18 protein-coding genes, 1 pseudogene and 1 riboswitch are annotated in these 20,131 nt (G+C 72.8%); of the genes and pseudogenes, 7 read left to right on the top strand and 12 right to left on the bottom strand.

The annotated features are described in order from the left end of the window. Positions 1–5: 5 nt before the first annotated feature. Positions 6–1,499 (bottom strand): IucA/IucC family protein, encoded by a 1,494-nt coding sequence (locus CEB94_RS32515; RefSeq protein ID WP_175435578.1) that lies wholly within the window; start codon positions 1,497–1,499, stop codon positions 6–8. Positions 1,500–1,600: 101 nt separating this feature from the next. Here CEB94_RS32515 and CEB94_RS32520 point away from each other — a divergent pair, with 101 nt between their 5' ends. Then, positions 1,601–3,139, top strand: coding sequence for an IucA/IucC family protein (locus tag CEB94_RS32520; protein ID WP_175435579.1), 1,539 nt, complete (start codon positions 1,601–1,603; stop codon positions 3,137–3,139). After that, a riboswitch (cobalamin riboswitch) is annotated at positions 3,129–3,307 on the top strand. Its footprint overlaps the gene before it by 11 nt. 46 nt (positions 3,308–3,353) lie before the next feature. After that, positions 3,354–3,725 carry a (2Fe-2S) ferredoxin domain-containing protein gene (locus CEB94_RS32525; RefSeq protein WP_175435580.1) on the top strand — a complete coding sequence of 124 codons (372 nt, stop codon included), beginning with the start codon at positions 3,354–3,356 and terminating at the stop codon, positions 3,723–3,725. Here the strand turns inward: CEB94_RS32525 and CEB94_RS32530 are convergent. The 7 genes from CEB94_RS32530 to CEB94_RS32560 all read right to left on the bottom strand — a co-directional run bounded on the left by CEB94_RS32530 (position 3,720) and on the right by CEB94_RS32560 (position 11,201). Beyond that, positions 3,720–4,136 carry a universal stress protein gene (locus tag CEB94_RS32530; RefSeq protein ID WP_175435581.1) on the bottom strand — a complete coding sequence of 139 codons (417 nt, stop codon included), beginning with the start codon at positions 4,134–4,136 and terminating at the stop codon, positions 3,720–3,722. The genes CEB94_RS32525 and CEB94_RS32530 overlap by 6 nt on opposite strands. 2 nt (positions 4,137–4,138) lie before the next feature. Continuing rightward, positions 4,139–5,638: an APC family permease gene (locus CEB94_RS32535; RefSeq protein ID WP_175435582.1), complete on the bottom strand. Its 1,500-nt coding sequence runs from the start codon at positions 5,636–5,638 to the stop codon at positions 4,139–4,141. Positions 5,639–5,718: 80 nt separating this feature from the next. After that, positions 5,719–7,791 carry an iron ABC transporter permease gene (locus tag CEB94_RS32540; RefSeq protein WP_175435583.1) on the bottom strand — a complete coding sequence of 691 codons (2,073 nt, stop codon included), beginning with the start codon at positions 7,789–7,791 and terminating at the stop codon, positions 5,719–5,721. A gap of 7 nt (positions 7,792–7,798) precedes the next feature. Then, positions 7,799–8,782 carry an iron-siderophore ABC transporter substrate-binding protein gene (locus CEB94_RS32545; protein WP_175435584.1) on the bottom strand — a complete coding sequence of 328 codons (984 nt, stop codon included), beginning with the start codon at positions 8,780–8,782 and terminating at the stop codon, positions 7,799–7,801. Next, on the bottom strand, positions 8,779–9,648 hold the full coding sequence (locus tag CEB94_RS32550) for an ABC transporter ATP-binding protein (RefSeq protein ID WP_175435585.1): 870 nt from the start codon (positions 9,646–9,648) through the stop codon (positions 8,779–8,781). Before CEB94_RS32550 ends, CEB94_RS32545 begins: the two co-directional genes overlap by 4 nt. 73 nt (positions 9,649–9,721) lie before the next feature. Continuing rightward, the gene (locus CEB94_RS32555) at positions 9,722–10,270 is read right to left on the bottom strand and encodes a DUF1360 domain-containing protein (protein ID WP_175435586.1); all 549 of its coding nucleotides are present in this window, start codon (positions 10,268–10,270) and stop codon (positions 9,722–9,724) included. Next, entirely contained in the window at positions 10,248–11,201 is a 954-nt protein-coding gene (locus CEB94_RS32560; RefSeq protein ID WP_175437245.1) for a Rieske (2Fe-2S) protein, read from the bottom strand. The genes CEB94_RS32555 and CEB94_RS32560 overlap by 23 nt, the downstream gene beginning before the upstream one ends. A 185-nt stretch (positions 11,202–11,386) precedes the next feature. Between CEB94_RS32560 and CEB94_RS32565 the strand changes: the two genes are divergently transcribed. Together CEB94_RS32565 and CEB94_RS32570 are read left to right on the top strand one after the other, a co-directional pair. Continuing rightward, complete coding sequence (locus tag CEB94_RS32565) at positions 11,387–12,301, top strand: HipA family kinase (protein ID WP_175437246.1); 915 nt, start codon at positions 11,387–11,389, stop codon at positions 12,299–12,301. Next, entirely contained in the window at positions 12,298–12,594 is a 297-nt protein-coding gene (locus tag CEB94_RS32570; protein ID WP_175435587.1) for an Rdx family protein, read from the top strand. The genes CEB94_RS32565 and CEB94_RS32570 overlap by 4 nt, the downstream gene beginning before the upstream one ends. On the opposite strand, the gene aceB is transcribed toward CEB94_RS32570, so the two are convergent. Both aceB and CEB94_RS32580 read right to left on the bottom strand, forming a co-directional pair. Continuing rightward, positions 12,584–14,209 (bottom strand): malate synthase A, encoded by a 1,626-nt coding sequence (gene aceB / locus CEB94_RS32575; RefSeq protein WP_175435588.1) that lies wholly within the window; start codon positions 14,207–14,209, stop codon positions 12,584–12,586. The two genes, CEB94_RS32570 and aceB, sit on opposite strands and share 11 nt — an antisense overlap. A 208-nt stretch (positions 14,210–14,417) precedes the next feature. After that, positions 14,418–15,031: pseudogene (locus CEB94_RS32580) on the bottom strand (nucleotidyltransferase family protein). A gap of 243 nt (positions 15,032–15,274) precedes the next feature. Between CEB94_RS32580 and CEB94_RS32585 the strand changes: the two are divergent. After that, positions 15,275–15,604: a DUF5955 family protein gene (locus CEB94_RS32585; RefSeq protein WP_175435589.1), complete on the top strand. Its 330-nt coding sequence runs from the start codon at positions 15,275–15,277 to the stop codon at positions 15,602–15,604. Between the two features lie 95 nt (positions 15,605–15,699). Here the strand turns inward: CEB94_RS32585 and allR are convergent, their stop codons facing one another. Beyond that, the gene (gene allR, locus CEB94_RS32590; RefSeq protein ID WP_175435590.1) at positions 15,700–16,497 is read right to left on the bottom strand and encodes an allantoin degradation transcriptional regulator AllR; all 798 of its coding nucleotides are present in this window, start codon (positions 16,495–16,497) and stop codon (positions 15,700–15,702) included. A 236-nt stretch (positions 16,498–16,733) separates the two neighbouring features. On the opposite strand from allR, the gene allB reads away from it, so the two are divergent. Next, positions 16,734–18,074: an allantoinase AllB gene (gene allB / locus CEB94_RS32595; protein WP_175435591.1), complete on the top strand. Its 1,341-nt coding sequence runs from the start codon at positions 16,734–16,736 to the stop codon at positions 18,072–18,074. Between the two features lie 37 nt (positions 18,075–18,111). Continuing rightward, positions 18,112–19,227 (top strand): allantoicase, encoded by a 1,116-nt coding sequence (gene alc, locus CEB94_RS32600; protein ID WP_175435592.1) that lies wholly within the window; start codon positions 18,112–18,114, stop codon positions 19,225–19,227. 52 nt (positions 19,228–19,279) lie between these two features. Here the strand turns inward: alc and CEB94_RS32605 are convergent, their stop codons facing one another. Continuing rightward, positions 19,280–20,023 carry an SDR family oxidoreductase gene (locus CEB94_RS32605; RefSeq protein WP_175435593.1) on the bottom strand — a complete coding sequence of 248 codons (744 nt, stop codon included), beginning with the start codon at positions 20,021–20,023 and terminating at the stop codon, positions 19,280–19,282. Between the last annotated feature and the right edge of the window lie 108 nt (positions 20,024–20,131).

Consider the following 20,131-nt stretch of genomic DNA (forward strand, 5'->3'; position numbering starts at 1 on the left):
GGGGCTCACAGAAGCGGATTGGGCAGTTGCGCCCACTGGTCCCCGGGCGTTCGCGGCGAGAGCCGCATCAGCGTCAGCGCCTTCGTGGGCAGGGGATCCGCACGCAGGGCCGCGAGGTCGGGGGTGCGCGGCAGGTCCCGTACGGCCGTCTCCAGCGCCGCTCCGAGCGCCGGGCCCGACCCCGCCGTGCCGGCCAGCGCACCCGCCACGAGCGAGCCGAACAGCTTGCGACGCAGCGCGCGTTCGTCGTCCGTGACCATACGGGCGGGCAGGTCGGGCACCTTGATGCCGTGCCGGGCCAGGCGAACCGGGCTGACGCGGATGTCGGCCAGGTCGCGGTAGACCAGCCGCAGCGGATCACCCGCCGCCGAGAGAACCACCAGGAGGTTCTGGCCGTGCGCCTCCAGGGCCACGCCCAGCTCCAGCAGCCGCAGCCCGACGGTGAGGGTGAGACGCGCGAAGCCGGACAGCCAGGCCGGGGAGCGGGGGAGACCGGTGGTGGCGAGCGCGGCCACCGGCAGGACCCGTTCGCCGCTGCCCGCGTACGTCTGCGGCGACTCCCGCAGGACCGCCGCGAAGTCGGGGGAGCCGGCCGCCGCCGCGCCCAGGGTGCGGGTGACGTGCAACAGGCCGTCCGTGCGCGCCGCCGGTGTCGCGGCGAAGTCCGACAGGACCGCCGACGCGGCCACCGAGGGCAGGGAGATGTCCCGCACCGAGGACGTCAGCCGGGCGCTCAGCGAGGTCTTCACATGCGGCCCGCCGGGCAGGGCCAGCGTCCGCAGGGACATCAGCGGATGCGCGGGGCGCCGCTCCTCGCACGCCCGCTTCAGCACATGCGCCGCCTGCCACGGATGCACCGGCAGCATCACCCGCCCCCCGTCCCGCAGCTCGCCCGGCCACACCCCCGTGACCAGGCACTCCTGCGCCGGGACCGGCACCAGCCCGAGCTCCACGACCGGCCGGTGCTCGGGCCCGTAGGCGAGCTGCTCGGCCACCGAGAAGCCGGGGCGGGACCGGCACGTCGGATGGAACGGATGCCCGTCGACGATCCGCTGCTCCCACGCCCAGTCGCTCTCCGGCCAGTCGCCCCGACCGGCATCCTGCCCCGCTCGCGACAGCGCCAAGGAGGCCACGCTGTGCCCGAGTTCGGAGGCGAAGGAAGCGGAGTGCGCTACCGCGAGGTCCGTCATCAGCCGCGCCGGATCCGCGTACGCCGCCTCGCCGAGCCGCACGACGGTGACGTACGCGCCGGTCGCGTACGGATCCGGCCGGGGGCCGTGCAGGCGGCGGCCGTCGGACAGGGACAGCGTCAATCCGTCCCGGCCCCGCTCCCGGCGGGTGACCCAGGGCAGCGGATCATGGGCCAGACCACGCCACAGCCGGGACAGCACGGCCGCCCGGGCGCCGGGCAGTTCGGCCTCGTACCGCGCCAGAAGGCCGGGCCGTACGACGGACAGCTCGTCGGCGACCTCGGTCTCGGCGGAGGGGGGACGGTGCACGGGCGGGCTCCTCGGGTACGAATAGGGGCGTCACAGCGGAATGGCGACGACCGACATACTGATCATCTCCGCCCGGAACGCTGGAAGGACCGTAGGGACGAGTGGAACGCGTGGACCTCATGCCCCCGCCCGCCGACGACGACTCGGCCCACGGTGACGACACGGCCACCGGCCTCGCCGACGCGTACGCCGCCGTGCCCCTGCTGAACTGCCTGCTGCGAGAAGTGGCCCGGCCGGTCCGCCAGGAGGGCGGACACCGGATCTACCGTCTGCCCGGCGGCAACCGGCTGCTGCGGGTGCGCGGAACGCGCCGGCCCGCCGGACCGGAGGTCGAGGTCGACGGCGCCTGGCACCGCGTCGGTCACACCGAGCTGGTCAAGCTCGTCGCCGAGGAACTGCGCCGCCACACCGGGCTGTCCAACCACGAACTGCCCACCGAGATGCTCGACAGCCGGGACGCCGTGGCCGCCCTGCTCGCCGCCCGCGCCCGGGCCACCCCACCCGAGGACCTCTACCTGCGCTCCGAGCAGTCTCTCCTCACCGGCCACACCCACCACCCGGCCCCCAAGGCGCGCGGGGGCGGCCCCGCCGCCGGCTGGCTGCCGTACGCACCCGAGGCGTACGCCCGTTTCCCGATGGCCCTGCTCGGGCTGCGCGAGGACACCGTCGTCGAGGAGGGCGACACCCGCGCCCTCGACGCCCTCGGCACGGCCCCGCCCGGCTACCGCCTGCTCCCCGCCCACCCCTGGCAGCTGGACCTGGCCGCCCCGGAGCTCGCCGCCGCCTTCGCCGACGGCAGGCTGGTCCGGCTCGGCGCGACCGCCTTCGACACCTGGCCCACGGCCGCGATCCGCACGCTCTACACACCCGAGCACGACCTCTTCCTGAAGTTCAGCCTGGACGTGCGCATCACCAACGACATCCGCCGGCTGTGGCGCCACGACCTGCTCGCCCTGCCCCGGACCGACGCGGCCGTCCGCTCCGCATTCGAGACGTTCGACGGGCCCCCGGCGTGGCTGGCCGACCGCGGGTACCGCACCGCCGACTTCGCCTTCGAGGCCCTCGCCGTCCTCGTCCGCGACGGCTTCGGCGACCGCCTCCTGCCCGGCGCGACCCCGCTGCTCGCCGCCGGGCTCGTCGAGGGCTTCGACGGCCATCCGCTCGACCGCGCCGTCGACCCGGGGGCCTGGTGGGCGGCGTACCTGGCCCGGGTCGTGCCCCCGGTGCTGGCGGCGTTCGCCGAACACGGCGTCGTCATCGAGGCTCACCTGCAGAACACCCTGGTCGCCGTGGACGCCGACGGCCTGCCGGTGCAGGCCCTGTACCGGGACGCCGAGGGCGTGAAGCTGCTGCCGGAGGTGACGCGGCGGGCCGGCTGGGAGCGGCTCGTGTACTGCCTGGTCGTCAATCACCTCATGGAGATCGCCGGCGCCCTCACCGAACGGCACCCCGGGTTCGACCCCTGGCCCGCCGCCCGCCGCGAACTCGCCCGCCACGACCTGCCGGAGATCCCCGCCCTGCTCGCCTCACCCACACTGCCGGCCAAGACGAACCTGCTGCTGCGCTGGACGGGCGCGGACGGCGCCGCCGCCCACTACCTGCCGCTGCCCAACCCGCTCAGGGCCGGCCGCATGGAATGATGGCCGGCGAACAAGGCGACGGCGGAACGAGGAAGCCGGTGTGAATCCGGCGCGGTCCCGCCACTGTGATCGGCGAGCCGGTCCCGACAGGCCACTGCCCGCGCACGGGTGGGAAGGCCGGGAGCGGCATCGACCCGAGAGCCAGGAGACTCACGCGGTCGCCTCCTCGACGGACCACCGGGGCGGATCTCCCCGGAGAGAGGGAAGGTGCGGCATGTCCGCAACGCCGGCCGGAGGGCTTCCGTGCCGCATCGTCGTCTGCCGGGACTGCTGCTGCGGCAGCCCCAAGGTGACCGGCGTCGATCACGCCGCCCAGACCCAGCGTCTGCGCACGGCGGCACCGGTACGGGTCTCCGACTGCCTCGACGTCTGCGACCAGGCCAACGTCATCGTCGTCCAGCCGTCAGCGGAGGGCCGGGGCGCCGGAGGCCGGCCGGTGTGGCTCGGACTGGTCAACGACCCGGCCGCCACCGAGGACGTCGTCTCCTGGGTGCGGGAGGGCGGTCCCGGCATCGCCCCCCTGCCCGACATCCTCGGCCTGTACGTCTTCACACCGCTCGCGCGACGCCGCGCCGACGGCTCATGACGCGGCCGGCACGCACAGCACGGGCACGGTCGACAGATGCAGCAGCTTGTGCGGTGTCGAGCCCAGCAGTGCGCCCCGCACCGGGCTCTCGCCCCATGTGCCCACCACGATGACCCTGGCCTCGTGGCGGGCCGCGGCGTCGATCAGCGCCTGCGCGGGCCGCTCGTCGACGAGTTCCACCGACGTCCGCACACCGGCCTCGTCGGCCACCCGCAGCGCGTGACCGAGCGCGGTGTTGCCGGCCTCGCGGACGGCCTCGTGATGAGCGCCGTACTCCTCGCCCGTGACGCCGGGCGCGGCGACGCCGTAGACGATCACCAGGGGTTCGTCGTACGCGGTCGCCACCTCGATGGCGACGCGCAGTGCGCTCAGGGCGCCCGGGGACTCGTCGTAGCCGAGGACCACCGACATCTTCAGGACTCCTTGCCGTCGACGAGGTCCGGGTCGACCACGCTCGGGTGTTCCGACCAGAAGGCGGGCGCCATCAGCCGCCACACGACCATGAGGACGACGCCCGCGACGATGATCCCGATCCCGATGACGAGCGGCGGGCCGAGGCCGAACCACGAGACACCGCTGTAGGAGTTGTCGGGGTCGGACATGTCCGCCACGGATTCCACCAGCAACCACGCCAGCAGCCCCGCACCGATCAGCGGGCCGAGGCCGATCAGGAAGAAGTTGCGGACGCTGCGGGTCAGCTGGCGGCGGTAGTAGACCGCGCAGGCCAGGCCCGTGAGCGCGTAGTAGAAGGCGATCAGCAGGGACAGGGCGGTGAGGGAGTCGAAGAGGGCGTTCTCACTGACGTGGTAGAGGACGAGGTACCAGGCGATGGCGATGCCGGCGACCCACCAGGTGCTCACGTCGGGGGTGCGGAACCGCGGGTGGATGCGGCCGAAGTGCGCGGGCAGCGCGTGCCGGCGTGCCATGGACAGGCCCGTGCGCGACGCCGGGATGATCGTCGTCTGCGTGGAGGCGAGCGCGGACGTCGAGACCGCCAGCAGCACGACCCAGTCCCAGCCGCCCATGGCCTCCTCGGCGAGCAGGGCGAAGATGAACTCCTCCTCCGCCGCGTTCTCGGCGAGGTAGTCCGTTCCGGCGTAGCCCACGACCGCGAAGGCGACCGCGAGGTAGGTCACCAGCAGCAGCACCGTCGACCAGACGGCCGCCTTGCCGGGGGCGGTGGCCGAGTCCTCGACCTCCTCGGTGAGGTTGACCGCCGACTCCCACCCCCAGTAGATGAACACACCCAGCAGCAGCGACGCGGTCAGTGACGCTCCGCCGGCCCCGAACGGCTCGAGCCAGCCGAACTTCGGATCGATGGCGTCGAGGGTGCCGGTGTCGGCGTAGACGCGGTAGAGCGCCACCACGGCGAAGGCGAGCAGGCAGATGACCTGCGCCAGGATGAGGACGTTCTGCACCTTGGCCGACAGCTCGGTGCCGATCACGCAGACGGCCGTCATCACCAGGATGAGCAGCACCGTCAGGACCTGGCGCAGCACGTCGTCGTCGGCCCAGCTGTCCAGGCCGACGGCCAGCAGGAAGAACGTCACGGCGACGTCCGCGAGCGACCCGACGACCAGGACGCCCGTCATCGCGATGGCCCAGCCGCCCAGCCAGCCCGCCCAGGGCCCCATGGCCCGGGTGACCCAGGAGAACGTCGTGCCGCAGTCCTGGTCGACCTTGTTGAGGTAGTAGAAGGCCGACGCGATCAGCAGCATGGGCACGAACGACGCGAGCATCACCCCGGGGGCGTGGATGCCCACCAGCGCCACGATCGGGCCGATGACCGCCGCCACGGAGTACGCGGGGGAGGTCGCGTTGAGCCCGATGACCAGCGCGTCGACGAATCCGATCGCATTGGGCTTCAGGCTCGCCTGCGGGGGTGGGCCCGAGTCCGTGACGTCCTTGGCCATGCGCCCTCGCTCCCGTTGTGTGTGCGTCCATACAACAGGCACTTGCGGAGCAATTTAACTATTGATCCCCATTTCAGGCATCATGTCGCCTTACGGCCGCGGACCAGCAGGTGCAGGAAGTACGGCGTGCCGATCACCGCCGTCATCAGGCCGGCGCCCAGCTGGGCGGGGGCGATGACGGTGCGGCCGAGAAGGTCGGCCGTACCGACCAGCGCGGCGCCGAGCAGGACGGCGACCGGCACCACCCGGCCGTGCCGCCGGCCGACGAGGGCGCGGGCCGCGTGCGGCGCCACCAGGCCGACGAAGCCGATCGTGCCGGCCGAGGCGACGGCGGTCGCGGCGAGCAGCACGCCCACCACCAGCAAGCCCAGCCTGGCCCGCGGCAGTCCGAGGCCGAGCAGCCGCGGGGTGTCCTCGTCCAGGGAGACCAGGTCCAGCTCGGTGCGCCGGGCGACCGCGACGGCCAGGCCCAGCACCAGGACGAGCGCGACGGGCAGAACGTCCGCCATGGTCCGCCCGTAGGTGGAACCGGACAGCCAGGTCAGCGCCTTGGTGGCGTTGAACGGGTCGGTGAGCACGATCAGCAGGCTGATCAGGGCCGTGGAACCGGCCGCCATGCCGATGCCGACGAGGACCAGCCGGTTCTGCCGGTAGCCGCCCCGGGCGGAGAGCCCGAAGACGACGGCCGAGGCCAGCGCCGCGCCCCCGAACGCCGCGCCCGCGACACCCCAGGACCCGGCCGCGGGCACGGTGGTGACGAGCAGGACGGCGCCCAGCGCGGCACCGCCGGAGACGCCCAGCACGCCGGGCTCCGCCAGGGGGTTGCGGGTCACAGCCTGCACCAGCGTGCCGGCCAGGGCGAGCGCACCGCCCGCGCAGAGGGCCGCGAGCACCCGCGGCACGCGGGTGTCCAGGACGAAGGAGACGGTCTGCCCGGCCCGCCCCTGTGCCCAGTTGGCGACATCGCCGAGCAGGAGCTTGCTGTCGCCGAGCAGGACGCCGGCCAGTGTGACGCCGACGACCGCGGCGACGAGAGCGGCCACGGTGACGAGGAACGCCGTCCGGCTCGGAATGCGCAGCCGGTCCGGCGCGTCGGCCCCGCCGGTGTCCCGCAGCCGCAGGGCCGTCACCACCAGGAAGACGGCGCCGACCAGACTGGTGACGATGCCGGTCGGGACGGCGACCGCCGTGTCCGCCGGGACGATGGCCCGCAGCAGCACGTCCGACCCGAGCACCAGCCCGGCACCGGCAAGACCGGCCACGGGCAGGACCGCCCGGGCGCGGACGAAGCCCCGGAACCGGCGGGCGAGCGGACGGACCAGCGCGGGCGCGCACAGGCCGACGAAGCCGATGGGCCCGGCGAGCGTGACGGCCGCCGCGGACAGCAGCGCCGCCAGGACCACCACCGTGACACGGGTGGCCCGTACCGGTACGCCCAGCCCGCGCGCCGCGTCGTCCCCGAGGGCGAGCGCGTCGACCCGGCGGGCGACCAGCAGCAGCCCGGCGAGCCCCACCAGGGCGACGGGCAGCATCTGCAGGACGCCGTCGAAGCCGTTCTGGCTGATGCTGCCCTGGTTCCACTGGTAGAGGCCCTCCGTCTGTTGCGGGAACAGCAGGAGCAGCCCTTCCGTGACGGAGTTCAGGCCCAGCGCGAGCGCGGTGCCGGCGAGGACCAGCCGTACGGTGCCCGTGCCGAGGCCGGACAGGGCGAGCACGACGGCGGCGGCCGCCAGCCCGCCCGCGAAGGCCACGCCGGACGAGGCGAGCAGCGGCAGCGAGACGCCGGTCGCGCCCACCAGCCCGAGGGCCAGATACGAACCGGCGTTCACCGCGAGGGTGTCGGGGGAGGCGAGGACGTTGCGGCTGACGGCCTGCAGGACCGCGCCCGCGATGCCGAGGACGACACCGACGAGGACGCCGGCGGTCATCCGCGGCAGCCGGGAGGCGACGACCACGGACGCGTCGCCCGGATCGGCCTGCCCGGTCAGGGCCTTGAACACCTGGGAGGGCCCGACGGCCGCGGTGCCCTGGGTGATGTCGACGACGGCGAGGGCGGCGACCAGGAGGACGAGAGCGGCCGTCACCGCGGCCGCACCCGTCCGGGACGCGGCCGCCTGCGGACGGGCGACGGGGGGCGCTTCGGTGACGGCCATGGCCCCGCTACTTCGTCAGCGCGTCGACGAGGGCGTCGATGTACGCCTCCATCGACTCGGGACCGCCGAACATCCAGATGCCGTCGGGCAGCCGGTGCACACGGTCCGCCTTCACGAACGGCAGGGAGGTCCACACGGCGTTCTTCTTCAGCTGGCCGGAGAACGGGTTGCTGGACTTGTCGTCGTCGTTGCCTATGTAGGCGAACCGCACGTCCTTCGGCAGGGCGGTGAGACCCTCGACGTCGGTGGTGCCGAGGCCGTAGGCGGGGTCGCCCTTGACCTTCCAGGCGTTCTTCAGGCCGAGCCGCTCGTTGACGGCGCCGATGAGGGAGCCGCTGGTGTACGGGCGCAGGGAGACCTGGTTGGACGTCACGTAGCCGTCGGCGAAGGCGATGTCGGTGCCGTCGAGCTTCGCGTCGGCGAGGGCCTTCTCGCCCTCCGCCACCTTGGCCTCGAAGTTCTTCCTGGCGGTAGCGGCCTTGTCGGTGGTGCCGGTGGCCTCGGCGATGAGATCGAGGTTCTTGAACATCTGGCCGACCTGGTCGGAGGCGTCGGCGGACTTGATCTCCAGCACCGGGGCGATCTTCCGCAGCTGCTTCACGGCCGCGTCCGGCAGGTCGGAGCTCGCCACGATGAGGTCGGGGGAGAGCGAGGCGATGGTGTCCATGCTCGGCTCGCCGCGCGTGCCGATGTCCTTCGGTTCGTTCTTCAGCGGGACGGCGGTGTCCCAGGTCTTGTAGCCCTTGACGTCGGCGACGCCCACGGGGTCGACGCCGAGGGTGATGAGGCTCTCGACCTCGTTCCACTCGGTGGCGACGACCTTCTTGGCCGGGCTGTCGAGTTCGACCTTCGCGCCGGTGGAGTCGGTGAGGCTGATGGCCTCGGAGGTCTTCTTCTTCGAGCTGTCGGCGGCCGGCTCGGTGGTGCCGCAGGCGGCGAGGGTGAGCGCCGCGGCGGTGGTGGTGGCCGCGGTGAGCAGGAGGCGTCTCATGAAGTGGTGCCGAGCCTTTCGCTTCGGGTGGTGCGGGTGTGGTGCCGGCCGATCGGACGGGTCCGTATCCGGCCGGTGTGGGGGTCTGTGTCGACGTCGATCCGGATGCCGTAGACGGCGGTCAGCCGCCGCGGGGTCAGGACGTCCTCGGGCCGGCCGTCGGCGACGATCCGGCCCGCTTCGAGCAGCGTGATCCGGTCGGCGATGGCCGCCGCCTGGTCGAGGTCGTGCAGGACGACCCCGACGGCGATCCCGTGGTCGTCCGCCAGGTCGCGGACGAGGTCGAGGAGTTCGATCTGGTAGCGCAGGTCGAGATAGGTCGTCGGCTCGTCCAGCAACAGCACGCCGGTCTCCTGGGCGAGACAGCTCGCCAGCCAGACGCGCTGCAACTGCCCGCCGGAGAGGTGGTCGGCGCCGCGCTCGGCGAGGTCCGTCACCCCGGTCAGCGCGAGCGCCCGCTCCACCGCGGCCGACGCGTCCGGATCCGGGCGGCCGAAGCGGCCCCGGTAGGGGTAGCGGCCGAACTCGACGAGATCCCGCACGGTCAGTCCGCTGGGCGTGGGGCGGCCCTGCGTCAGCAGGGCCACGTGCCGCGCGAACTCCCGGGCGGTCAGGGCGAGGCCGTCGGTGTCGGCGTCGATCCTGAGCTCGGCCCGGCGGGCCCGCTGCAACCGGGCGATCGTCCGCAGCAGCGTCGACTTCCCGCTGCCGTTGGGACCGACCAGGACGGTCACCTCACCGGGCCGCAGCGCGATCGCCGCGTCGTGCACGACGTCCGTGCCGTCGTACGACACGGTCACGCCCGTGGCCGACAGTTGATGCCCGCGCAGCCGCAGGCCGCCGGCCGTTTCTTCACCAGATCTCACGCGGCGAAGGTTAGCCTAACCTAATATCGCCTTGACAAGGGGGTGCGACGCGTGGGCCCGGGGGTGGCCGCGGTCAGTCGCCGGTCGTCTTGTCCACCAGCGCGCCGTACGCCAGTTGCAGCGTGTCCGCACCCGCCAGGGCGGTGAGCGTGCCCATGGCCGTGCGGGTCGCGCGCGGCCACAGCAACTGGCCGGCGGTCAGGGCCGAGGCCACCCAGACGCTCATGCAGAACGGGCAGGTCGCGAGCTCGCCGACGGTGTGCTTGCCCTGCTCGGGCTGCGCCTCCTCGTGCAGCTCGGCCGGGCCCTGCGGCCCGACGTACTGGGTGAAGGGGGCCCGCAGCGGGCTGGTCACCGACGCCTTGCTGAGCAGCCGGCTGAGCCGGAACGTGGCCACCGACGTCAGGACCACGTCCCACGGCTCGGGCCGCTCGGGTACCGGGCGCCCGCTGCGCCGGACCACCGTGGTCCAGGCGGCCGTGTACGCCGCGAAACCCGCCATGGCCGCGAGATATCCGCCCAGGGGCCGGTCGTGCCCCGCGGCGTAGTCCCGGCGGGTCCGCCGCAGTGCTCCGCGCAGCCGCCGCGCGAGGCGGCTGTCAGTCGCTGTCGCCGTGCCCATGGGCAGCCCCCGATCGCGTTCCGGTCCCCTGCGCGGCCATCTCCCGGCCGTTCCCGAAGTGCTCGTCGCCGTCCTGGTGACGCAGGCGCACCTCGACATGGCCGTCGATGATCCGTGTCTCGAAGGAGGGCTGGGGGGCGGTGGCCGGTCCGCGTACGTTCCAGCCGTCGGACAGCCGGAAGACGCTGCCGTGCCACGGGCACCGCACGCAGCCGTCGGCGACGGTGCCCTCGGACAGCGGCCCCGCGAGGTGGCTGCACCGCTCGGCCAGCGCGTGGATCGCCCCGCCGGTCTCGCGCACCACCAGCACCGGCACGTCGTCCACACTGCGCCGCACCGGCTCCCCGGCCGGGAACTCGCCGACGGTCCCGATCCGGTGCCAGCCCTCGGAGACGACGTTCGGGACCTCTTCGGCGTGGTTGGCGCCGGAGGCCTGCCGGTAGGCCAGGTGGCCGCCCAGCATGCCGCCGAGCCCGACCGCCGTCAGCCCCAGGAAGCCGTACGCCCGGCCCGCCGCCTCACGTCCCTTGACGCGGCAGACGAGCGAGGCGGCGTACAGGCCGACGGCCGCCGTGTTGGACAGGGCGTGCACCAGCCCGACGCGCTGCTGCCGGTGGTGCAGCTCCGCCCAGTCCACCCAGCCGGCCGCGGCCGCGGGGGCCGCGGCGCCCAGCCCGACCCCGACCAGCAGCCGCGATTCCCGGGAGCGGCCGGGGCGCAGGTCCAGGACCGCCGCCGACAGCCAGCTCCCGATCGGCACCTGCACCAGCAACGGATGCACGGGGTGCCCCAGCCACCTGCCGTGCAGCAGATCCCGGCCGCGCCCCAGGGGCAGGGCCCGCACGCCCTTGCGGAGCGTGTCGATCACCGCATCGGCCCTGGGCTCCCGCTCCAGGCGGTCCAGCAGCCACAGGACCCGGTTCTGCCGCATCAGGCGGCGACGAGGGGTTGCGCTCATGCTCGGCCGGGTCCCCACCGGCACCGGCGCCAAACGGCATGGCGGGCGACGGTGCCCCGCGGGCCCGCAGCTCAGATCGTGGGCCAGGGCCCCGCGCCGGCTGTCACGCCCGGCTACCATGGCCCCTTCGCATTCTGCCCTCCGTGGAGCCCTGGATCATGCTGAGAGAGGTCACCGCCACCCGCTACGTCGAACCCCTGCGGTCCGGCGGCTCCGTCCCCGGAGTCGTCGAGGCGGACGACCTCGGCACGTACGTCGTGAAGTTCACCGGTTCCGCGCAGGGCCGCAAGGCGCTCGTCGCCGAGGTGATCGTGGGGGAACTGGCCCGCACTCTCGGGCTGCGCTTCCCCGAGCTGGTCCTGGTGCACTTCGACCCGGCGATCGCGGAGCAAGAGCCGCACCAGGAGGTACGGGACCTGCACGCGGCCAGCGCGGGCGTCAACCTCGGCATGGATCACCTGCCGGGCGCCCGGGATTTCACACCGGAGATCGCCCGGGTCTTTACGGTCGATCCGCTGGAGGCGGGGAGGATCGTCTGGCTCGACGCCCTGACCGTGAACGTGGACCGTACGGTCCACAGTTCCAACCTGATGGTGTGGCCCACCCTCGGCGTCGCCCGCCCGCGCCTGTGGCTGATCGACCACGGCGCCGCCCTCGTCTTCCACCACCGCTGGGATGTCACCGACCCCCGCAGGGCCTACGACTTCCGGCACCACGCCCTCGGCCACTACGGGCCCGACGTCCGGGCCGCCGACGCCGAACTGGCGCCCCGGGTCACCGAGGAGCTGCTGCGGCGGATCCTCGCCGAGGTCCCGGACGCCTGGCTCGCGGACGAGCCGGGCTTCGCCACCGCGGAGGAGGTCCGCGAGGCGTACGTGACGTACCTCCAGGCGCGCGTGGAGGCCTCCGGGGACTGGCTGCCCACCGGCTTCCCCACCCGGGAGGAGCTCGCCGCCGAGGAGGCCCTCCGGGCGGCGAAGAACCAGCAAGGACGCCCCGCGTGGCTCAAGCAGGTGCCCGATCTGCATGGCAAGCCCGCGGTCCGGCAGGATGGGACGGTGCACCTCGGATGAGTGGCCGTGTCGAGATCGAGTACTGCACGCGGTGCCGCTGGCTGCCCCGCGCGGCCTGGCTGGCGCAGGAACTGCTCACGACCTTCGAGACCGAACTGACGGAACTGGCCCTCAAGCCCGGAACCGGCGGCGTGTTCGTCGTCCGCGTGGGCGACGAGGTCGTCTGGGACCGGCGCGAGCAGGGCTTCCCGGAGCCGACGGCCGTGAAGAAGGCCGTACGCGACCGAGTGGCCCCGGGCAAGTCCCTGGGCCACTCGGAACGCCAGCCGTTCGACCGCGGGGTCAGCCCTTGAGCTGCTCGTACGCCGGGAGGGTCAGGAAGTCGGCGTAGTCCTCGTCGAGGGAGACCGTCAGCAGCAGGTCGTGCGCCTGCTGCCAGTTGCCGGCCGCGAAGGCCTCGTCGCCGATCTCGGCCCTGATGGTCGCGAGTTCCTCGGCGGCGACCTTGCGGGCCAGCTCGGCGGTGACCTGCTCGCCGTTGTCGAGGACGACCTCCGCGTTGATCCACTGCCAGATCTGGGAGCGGGAGATCTCGGCGGTGGCCGCGTCCTCCATCAGGTTGAAGATGGCGACCGCGCCGAGGCCGCGCAGCCAGGCCTCGATGTAACGGATGCCGACCTGCACGGCGTTGACCAGGCCCGCGTACGTCGGCTTGGCGTCCAGCGAGTCGATCGCGATCAGGTCGGCCGCCTTGACGTCGACGTCCTCGCGCAGGCGGTCCTTCTGGTTGGGCTTGTCGCCGAGGACCTTGTCGAAGGACTCCATGGCGATCGGCACCAGGTCGGGGTGGGCGACCCAGGAGCCGTCGAAGCCGTCGCCGGCCTCGCGGTCCTTGTCGGCGCGGACCTTCTCGAAGGCGACCTTGTTGACCTCGGCGTCCCGGCGGGACGGGATGAAGGCCGCCATGCCGCCGATGGCGTGGGCGCCGCGCTTGTGGCAGGTGCGGACGAGGAGTTCGGTGTACGCGCGCATGAACGGGGCGGTCATCGTCACCGCGTTGCGGTCCGGCAGGACGAACTTGGTGCCGCCGTCACGGAAGTTCTTCACGATGGAGAACAGGTAGTCCCAGCGGCCCGCGTTCAGCCCGGAAGCGTGGTCGCGCAGCTCGTAGAGGATTTCCTCCATCTCGTACGCGGCGGTGATCGTCTCGATGAGGACGGTCGCGCGGACCGTGCCCTGCGGGATGCCGCAGTACTCCTGCGCGAAGACGAACACCTCGTTCCAGAGACGGGCCTCCAGGTGGGACTCCGTCTTGGGGAGGTAGAAGTACGGCCCCTTGCCGAGGTCCAGCAGGCGCTGGGCGTTGTGGAAGAAGTACAGGCCGAAGTCGACGAGCGCGCCGGGCACCGGGGTGCCGTCGGCGTCGACGAGGTGACGCTCGTCCAGGTGCCAGCCGCGCGGGCGCATGACGACCGTGGCGAGTTCCTCGTTCGCCTTCAGGGCGTAGGACTTGCCGGACTTCGGGTCCGTGAAGTCGATGTTCCGGGTGTAGGCGTCGGTGAGGTTGACCTGGCCGAGGACCACGTTCTCCCAGGTGGGCGCGGAGGCGTCCTCGAAGTCCGCGAGCCACACCTTGGCGCCCGAGTTGAGGGCGTTGATGGTCATCTTGCGGTCCGTGGGGCCGGTGATCTCGACCCGGCGGTCGTCGAGGGCCGCGGGGGAGGGGGCGACCTTCCAGGAGTCGTCCGCGCGGATGGCGGCGGTCTCCGGGAGGAAGTCGAGCGTGGAGGTGCGGGCGATCTCGGCGCGGCGCTCGGCGCGGCGGGCGAGGAGCTCGTCGCGCCGGGGCGTGAACCGCCGGTGCAGCTCGGCCACGAAGGCGAGTGCCGCTTCGGTGAGGACCTCCTCCTGCCGGGGCAGGGGCTCGGCGTCGACGATGGCCAGCGGGGACGGCGCTGGTGCGGACATGAACGGTCACTTCCTTCAGCGAGCTGTGAAGACGAGCCGGCGTGCTTGGCACCGGGTGCCAGTCTTCCCGGATACGGCGTTCGGCGCCCGCGGAGCCGACGGACGCTTCTGGACAGTGGATACTAGTTTCCTCATGGTGGAAGTTCAATCGTTTGTTGATGTCGAGATTCTCTGAGTCGAGGCAAGGTGGCGCTCCGTGCCACCCCGTTCACTCAAGGTGGGTCAGATCGGCTTCGGTGTCGATGTCGAAGGGCCGGGCGACGTCCCCGCACTCGACGAGGGTGACCGCCGGCCGGTGCTCCTTCAGATAGGCGCGTGCCCCCGGTCGCCGGTCGCAGTCGCGGCGATGCCCGCCCAGTGGACGGCACCGAACAGCACCGGATGGCCGCGCACGCCGTCGTACGCGGCGGAAACGAGCGACTCCTCGCCCTCGTACGCCGCCAGGACCCGGGCCACCGCCTCGGGCCCGATGCCGGGCTGGTCGACGAGTGACACCAGGGCGGCCCGGGCGCCCGTGCCGGCGAGTGAGCCGAGCCCGGCGCGCAGGGAACTCCCCATGCCCTGCCTCCAGTCGGGGTTGTCGACCAGGACACAGCCCGGGAGAGAGGCCCTTGCGCGCACCTCGTCGGCTTGTGCGCCCAGGACCACATGGACGGTCGCGCAACCGCCCTCCCGCAGCACCCGCACCGCGTGCTCCACGAGGGGCCGCCCCCGATGCGGGAGCAGCGCCTTGGGCCGCCCGCCGAGCCGCCGCCCGCCACCGGCCGCGAGCAGCAGCCCCGCAACCGCTCGTGCCCCGCCCGTCGTCTCCCGTGTCGTCATGGCTCCTGCATACCGCACGCCCCGCACGGGGGTACGACGGCGCGGGGCGCGCGTCGGACAGGCGTGCGCCTCGGGCCAGAAAGTCACTCAGCGAAACAAGTCGATGACGCAATGGACTGGCGCCCGGCGGTCCGCGTCGTTTACTGTCGCCCGCACCGACCGGCCGGGCACCCGACCGCTGCCCGGTGTGGGGGACTTCGTGTCGGAAGGGCACGCGCACGACTGGGTGCGAGGGGGAGGACTGTGTTGCGGAGCGTTGAGCAGAAGCGGCAGGGGCCTGTGACCGGCGGCGACGAGGATCCGCGCGTGACGGAGCTGCGCTCCGCCGTGTCCCGGTTGCGCCGCCGACTGGCCGCCCATCCCGGCGAGTTCGCCGACCGGACCATCGCCGAGGAGGAACTGGCCGCCCTGGCCGCCATCGCCGCCGACGGCATCCCCGAGATCCCCTGCCTGCGCCGCTCCCTCCTGCTGATCGCGGGCGCGATCGGCTCGGTGAGCGCGCTGTCCGCGGAGCTCACCGAGGTCCGGCGGGCGGTGGATCTCTTCGGGGGGCCGATGCGGGGCCAGGGCTAGGCCCAGGGCTGGGGTCAGGGTGCCCGCCGTCCCGGGCTCACGGCCGTTGTGCGGGCTGGGTTCAGGGTGCCCGCCGTCCCGGGCTCACCGCCCCGTTATGCGGGGGTCTGGCTGGCGAGAGCCACGGACAGTTCCCCGGCGACCTGCTGGAGCACCGGCACGATCCTGTCCGTCGCCGCCTCCGTGACCCGGCCCGCCGGGCCGGAGATGGAGATGGCCGCCGCGGTGGGGGAGTCGGGCACCGGGACCGCGAGGCAACGGACCCCGATCTCCTGCTCGTTGTCGTCGATGGCGTAGCCCTGCCGGCGCACGTCCTCCAGGGCCGCGAGGAACCCGTCGGCCGTCGTGATCGTCTTCTCCGTCGCCGCGGGCATGCCCGTGCGGGAGAGCAGTGCCCGCACCTCCTCCGGCGGGAAACCGGCGAGCAGCGCCTTGCCCACGCCCGTGGAGTGCGGCAGCACCCGCCGGCCGACCTCCGTGAACATGCGCATCGAGTGCTTCGACGGCACCTGCGCCACGTAGACGATCTCGTCCCCGTCCAGCAGTGCCATGTTCGCCGTCTCGCCGGTCTCCTCGACCAGCCGCGCGAGATAGGGCCGCGCCCAGGTGCCCAGCAGGCGGGAGGCCGACTCGCCGAGGCGGATCAGTCGTGGGCCGAGCGCGTACCGCCGGTTGGTCTGCTGACGTACGTACCCGCAGGCCACCAGCGTGCGCATCAGGCGGTGGATGGTCGGCAGGGGCAGTCCGCTGCTCGCGGACAGCTCGCTCAGGCCGACCTCGCCACCCGCGTCCGCCATCCGTTCGAGCAGGTCGAAGGCGCGCTCCAGGGACTGGACGCCGCCGTTGGCGGAGGACCGGGCGGAGTCGGTGGTGCTGGCGCTGGACGTCGGCACGGCGCGTTCCTTTCGGGGCGGGCGGGAAGGGCAGAAGCCTACCCGGCAGTCGGTTGACTCCCCGCTTGTACGTAGCTACGTTCTGCGTGCTGGAAGTTTAATTCCGCTTTGTGGAAACGTCCAGGAGTTTCACCGAAGGGCGCCGCAGTCAAGTGTGCCCTTGACGGCGCGGGAGAGGGAGGGAAGACTCCTTCAACAGAAAGTTGAATTCCGTTACGCGGAAGTAAGGGGTTCGGGTGTCCGACGCTGAACTGGTGCTGCGCTCGACGCGTGTCATCACTCCCGAGGGAACGCGCGCCGCATCCGTCGCGGTGACCGACGGCAGGATCACGGCTGTCCTCCCGCACGACGTGCCCGTCCCGGAGAACACCCGCCTTGAGGACCTGGGCGACCACGTCCTGCTGCCCGGCCTCGTCGACACGCACGTGCACGTCAACGACCCCGGCCGCACCGAGTGGGAGGGCTTCTGGACCGCCACCCGCGCCGCGGCGGCCGGAGGCATCACGACCCTCGTCGACATGCCTCTGAACTCCCTCCCGCCGACCACGACCGTCCCGCACCTGCGCATCAAGCAGCAGGTCGCCGCCGACAAGGCGCACATCGACGTCGGCTTCTGGGGCGGCGCCCTGCCCGACAACACCAAGGAGCTCCGCTCGCTGCACGAGGCCGGTGTCTTCGGCTTCAAGGCGTTCCTGTCGCCGTCCGGCGTGGACGAGTTCCCGCACCTGGAGCGGGACCCGCTCGCCCGCACCATGGCCGAGATCGCCGCCTTCGGCGGACTGCTCATCGTGCACGCCGAGGACCCGAACCTGCTCTCGTCGGCCCCGCAGCGGAGCGGCCCCAAGTACGCCGACTTCCTCGCCTCCCGCCCCCGGGACGCCGAGGACACCGCCATCGCCCAGCTCATCCGCGAGGCGAAGGCCCTCAACGCGCGCGTGCACGTGCTGCACCTCTCCTCCAGCGACGCCCTGCCGATGATCGCCCAGGCGCGGGCGGAGGGCGTCCGCATCACCGTCGAGACCTGCCCGCACTACCTGACCCTCACCGCCGAGGAAGTCCCCGACGGCGCCAGCGAGTTCAAGTGCTGCCCGCCGATCCGCGAGGCCGCCAACCAGGACCTGCTCTGGCAGGCACTGGCCGACGGCACCATCGACTGCGTCGTCACCGACCACTCCCCGTCCACCGCCGACCTCAAGACCGACGATTTCGCGACGGCCTGGGGCGGCATCTCCGGACTCCAGCTGAGCCTGGCGGCGGTGTGGACCGAGGCCCGCAGGCGCGGGCACGGCCTGGAGGACGTGGTGCGCTGGATGTCCACACGCACATCCGAACTGGTCGGGCTCGACGACCGCAAGGGCGCCATCGCGGTGGGCCGCGACGCCGACTTCGCCGTCCTCGCCCCCGACGAGACCTTCACCGTCGACCCGGTGGCCCTCCAGCACCGCAACCACGTCACGGCCTACGCGGGCAGGACCCTGCACGGCGTCGTGAAGTCCACCTGGCTGCGCGGGCGGCGCATCGTCGCGGACGGCGAGTTCACCGAACCGAAGGGGCGGCTCCTCACCCGAACCAGCTGAAGCCCATCCCGGACCTCGAAAGGCAGAACTGATCACCGTGACGGCGATTCCCAGCTTCACCGGCGACGCGAACCCCTACGGAGGCGGCGACCCGTACGCGGACTACCGCACCGCCGACTTCCCCTTCACCCGGTACGCCGACCTCGCCGACCGGCGTCTGGGGGCCGGTGTCATCGCCGCCAACGACGAGTTCTTCGCCCAGCGCGAGAACCTGCTGGTGCCCGAGCCCGCCGCGTTCGACCCCGAGCACTTCGGGCACAAGGGCAAGATCATGGACGGCTGGGAGACGCGCCGCCGCCGGGGCGCCTATGCCGACCACCCCTGGCCGACCGCGGAGGACCACGACTGGGCGCTGGTCCGCCTCGGGGCTCCGGGCGTGATCCGCGGGATCGTCGTCGACACCGCCCACTTCCGCGGCAACTACCCGCAGGCCGTGTCCGTCGAGGGCACCTGCGTACCGGGCTCCCCCTCGCCGGAGGAGCTCCTCGGGGACGACGTGAAGTGGACGACCCTCGTCCCGCGCACCCCGGTCGGCGGCCACGCGGCGAACGGTTTCGCCGTCGACGTCGAGCAGTGCTTCACCCACCTGCGGGTCAACCAGCACCCCGACGGCGGCATCGCGCGCCTGCGCGTCCACGGCGAGGTCGTCCCGGACCCCGCGTGGCTGGAGGCGCTCGGCACCTTCGACGTCGTCGCCCTGGAGAACGGCGGCCGGGCCGAGGACGCCTCCAACCTCTTCTACTCGCCCGCTTCCAACACCATCCAGCCGGGCCGCTCCCGCAAGATGGACGACGGCTGGGAGACCCGCCGCCGCCGCGACCAGGGCCACGACTGGATCCGCTACCGGCTGGCCGCCCAGGCCCAGATCCGCGCCCTGGAGATCGACACCGCCTACCTCAAGGGCAACAGCGCCGGCTGGGCGTCGGTCTCGGTCAAGGACGGCGAGGACGGCGACTGGCAGGAGATCCTGCCCCGCACCCGCCTCCAGCCCGACACCAACCACCGCTTCGTCCTCCCGGCCCCGGCCGTCGGCACCCACGCGCGCGTGGACATCTTCCCGGACGGGGGCATCTCCCGGCTCCGCCTGTTCGGCTCCCTGACCCAGGAGGGCACGAGCCGGCTGCTGGCACGCCACCAGGAACTGGGCGGCTGAACCTGGCCCGTGGGGCGCTCCGGCCGGTCAGCGCCGGTGCGCCCCACGAGGCTCACGCCGCGTGGCCTCCGTCCACCGAGAACTCCGCCCCGGTCACGTACGCCGCCCCGGCCAGGTGGGCGACCATCGACGCCACCTCGTCCGCCGTCCCGAACCGGCCCAGCGCCGTCATCGCCGCCTGACCGGCCGCGTACGGCCCGTCCGCCGGGTTCATGTCGGTGTCGATCGGGCCGGGATGGACGAGGTTCGCCGTGATCCCGCGCGCGCCCAGTTCCCGGGCCAGCGCCTTCGTCAGACCGGCCAGGGCCGCCTTGCTCGTCGCGTAGAGCGTCCCGCCCGGCCCCGGCACCCGCTGGGCCATGCAACTGCCGATCGTGATGATCCGCCCGCCCTCGGGCATCCGCGCGGCGGCCGCCTGGGAGGCCAGGAAGACACCCCGTACGTTGATGTCGAGGACCCGGTCCACGTCCGCGAGCGACAGCGTGTCCAGCGGGCCGAGCACCCCCACGCCGGCGTTGTTGACCAGGATGTCGAGCCTGCCCAGCGCCTGCGCCGCCGCGTCCACCACTTCGGCCGCCTCCGTGGCCTGCGCCGCGTCCGCGCGCAGCGCCACCGCCCGGCGCCCCAGCGCCTCCACGGCCCGTACGACGTCCTCGGCCGCCTCCTTGCCGTTCACATAGCTGACGGCCACGTCCGCGCCCTCCCGGGCCAGGCGCACCGCTGTCGCCGCGCCGATGCCACGGCTCCCGCCGGTCACGAGAGCCACCTTGCCGTGCAGAGTTCCTTGAGAAGTCATGGGTCCATCCCAGCGGTCGCGCGGCTGTGCCGCTGGCGGCGAACGGACGTCGAGGTCCCCCGGTCCGGGAGCAAGGTTTCCCGGTCCGGAGCATGATTGCCGGTCCGG

The sequence above is a fragment of the Streptomyces hawaiiensis genome (assembly GCF_004803895.1).
GTDB lineage: Bacteria > Actinomycetota > Actinomycetes > Streptomycetales > Streptomycetaceae > Streptomyces > Streptomyces hawaiiensis.

Coding starts and splice junctions, on each gene's coding strand:
- CEB94_RS32525 (WP_175435580.1), top strand. CDS start 3,354: ATGTCCGCAACGCCGGCCGGAGGGCTTCCGTGCCGCATCGTCGTCTGC.
- CEB94_RS32530 (WP_175435581.1), bottom strand. CDS start 4,136: ATGTCGGTGGTCCTCGGCTACGACGAGTCCCCGGGCGCCCTGAGCGCA.
- CEB94_RS32535 (WP_175435582.1), bottom strand. CDS start 5,638: ATGGCCAAGGACGTCACGGACTCGGGCCCACCCCCGCAGGCGAGCCTG.
- CEB94_RS32540 (WP_175435583.1), bottom strand. CDS start 7,791: ATGGCCGTCACCGAAGCGCCCCCCGTCGCCCGTCCGCAGGCGGCCGCG.
- CEB94_RS32545 (WP_175435584.1), bottom strand. CDS start 8,782: ATGAGACGCCTCCTGCTCACCGCGGCCACCACCACCGCCGCGGCGCTC.
- CEB94_RS32555 (WP_175435586.1), bottom strand. CDS start 10,270: ATGGGCACGGCGACAGCGACTGACAGCCGCCTCGCGCGGCGGCTGCGC.
- CEB94_RS32560 (WP_175437245.1), bottom strand. CDS start 11,201: ATGCGGCAGAACCGGGTCCTGTGGCTGCTGGACCGCCTGGAGCGGGAG.
- CEB94_RS32565 (WP_175437246.1), top strand. CDS start 11,387: ATGCTGAGAGAGGTCACCGCCACCCGCTACGTCGAACCCCTGCGGTCC.
- CEB94_RS32570 (WP_175435587.1), top strand. CDS start 12,298: ATGAGTGGCCGTGTCGAGATCGAGTACTGCACGCGGTGCCGCTGGCTG.
- aceB (WP_175435588.1), bottom strand. CDS start 14,209: ATGTCCGCACCAGCGCCGTCCCCGCTGGCCATCGTCGACGCCGAGCCC.
- CEB94_RS32605 (WP_175435593.1), bottom strand. CDS start 20,023: ATGACTTCTCAAGGAACTCTGCACGGCAAGGTGGCTCTCGTGACCGGC.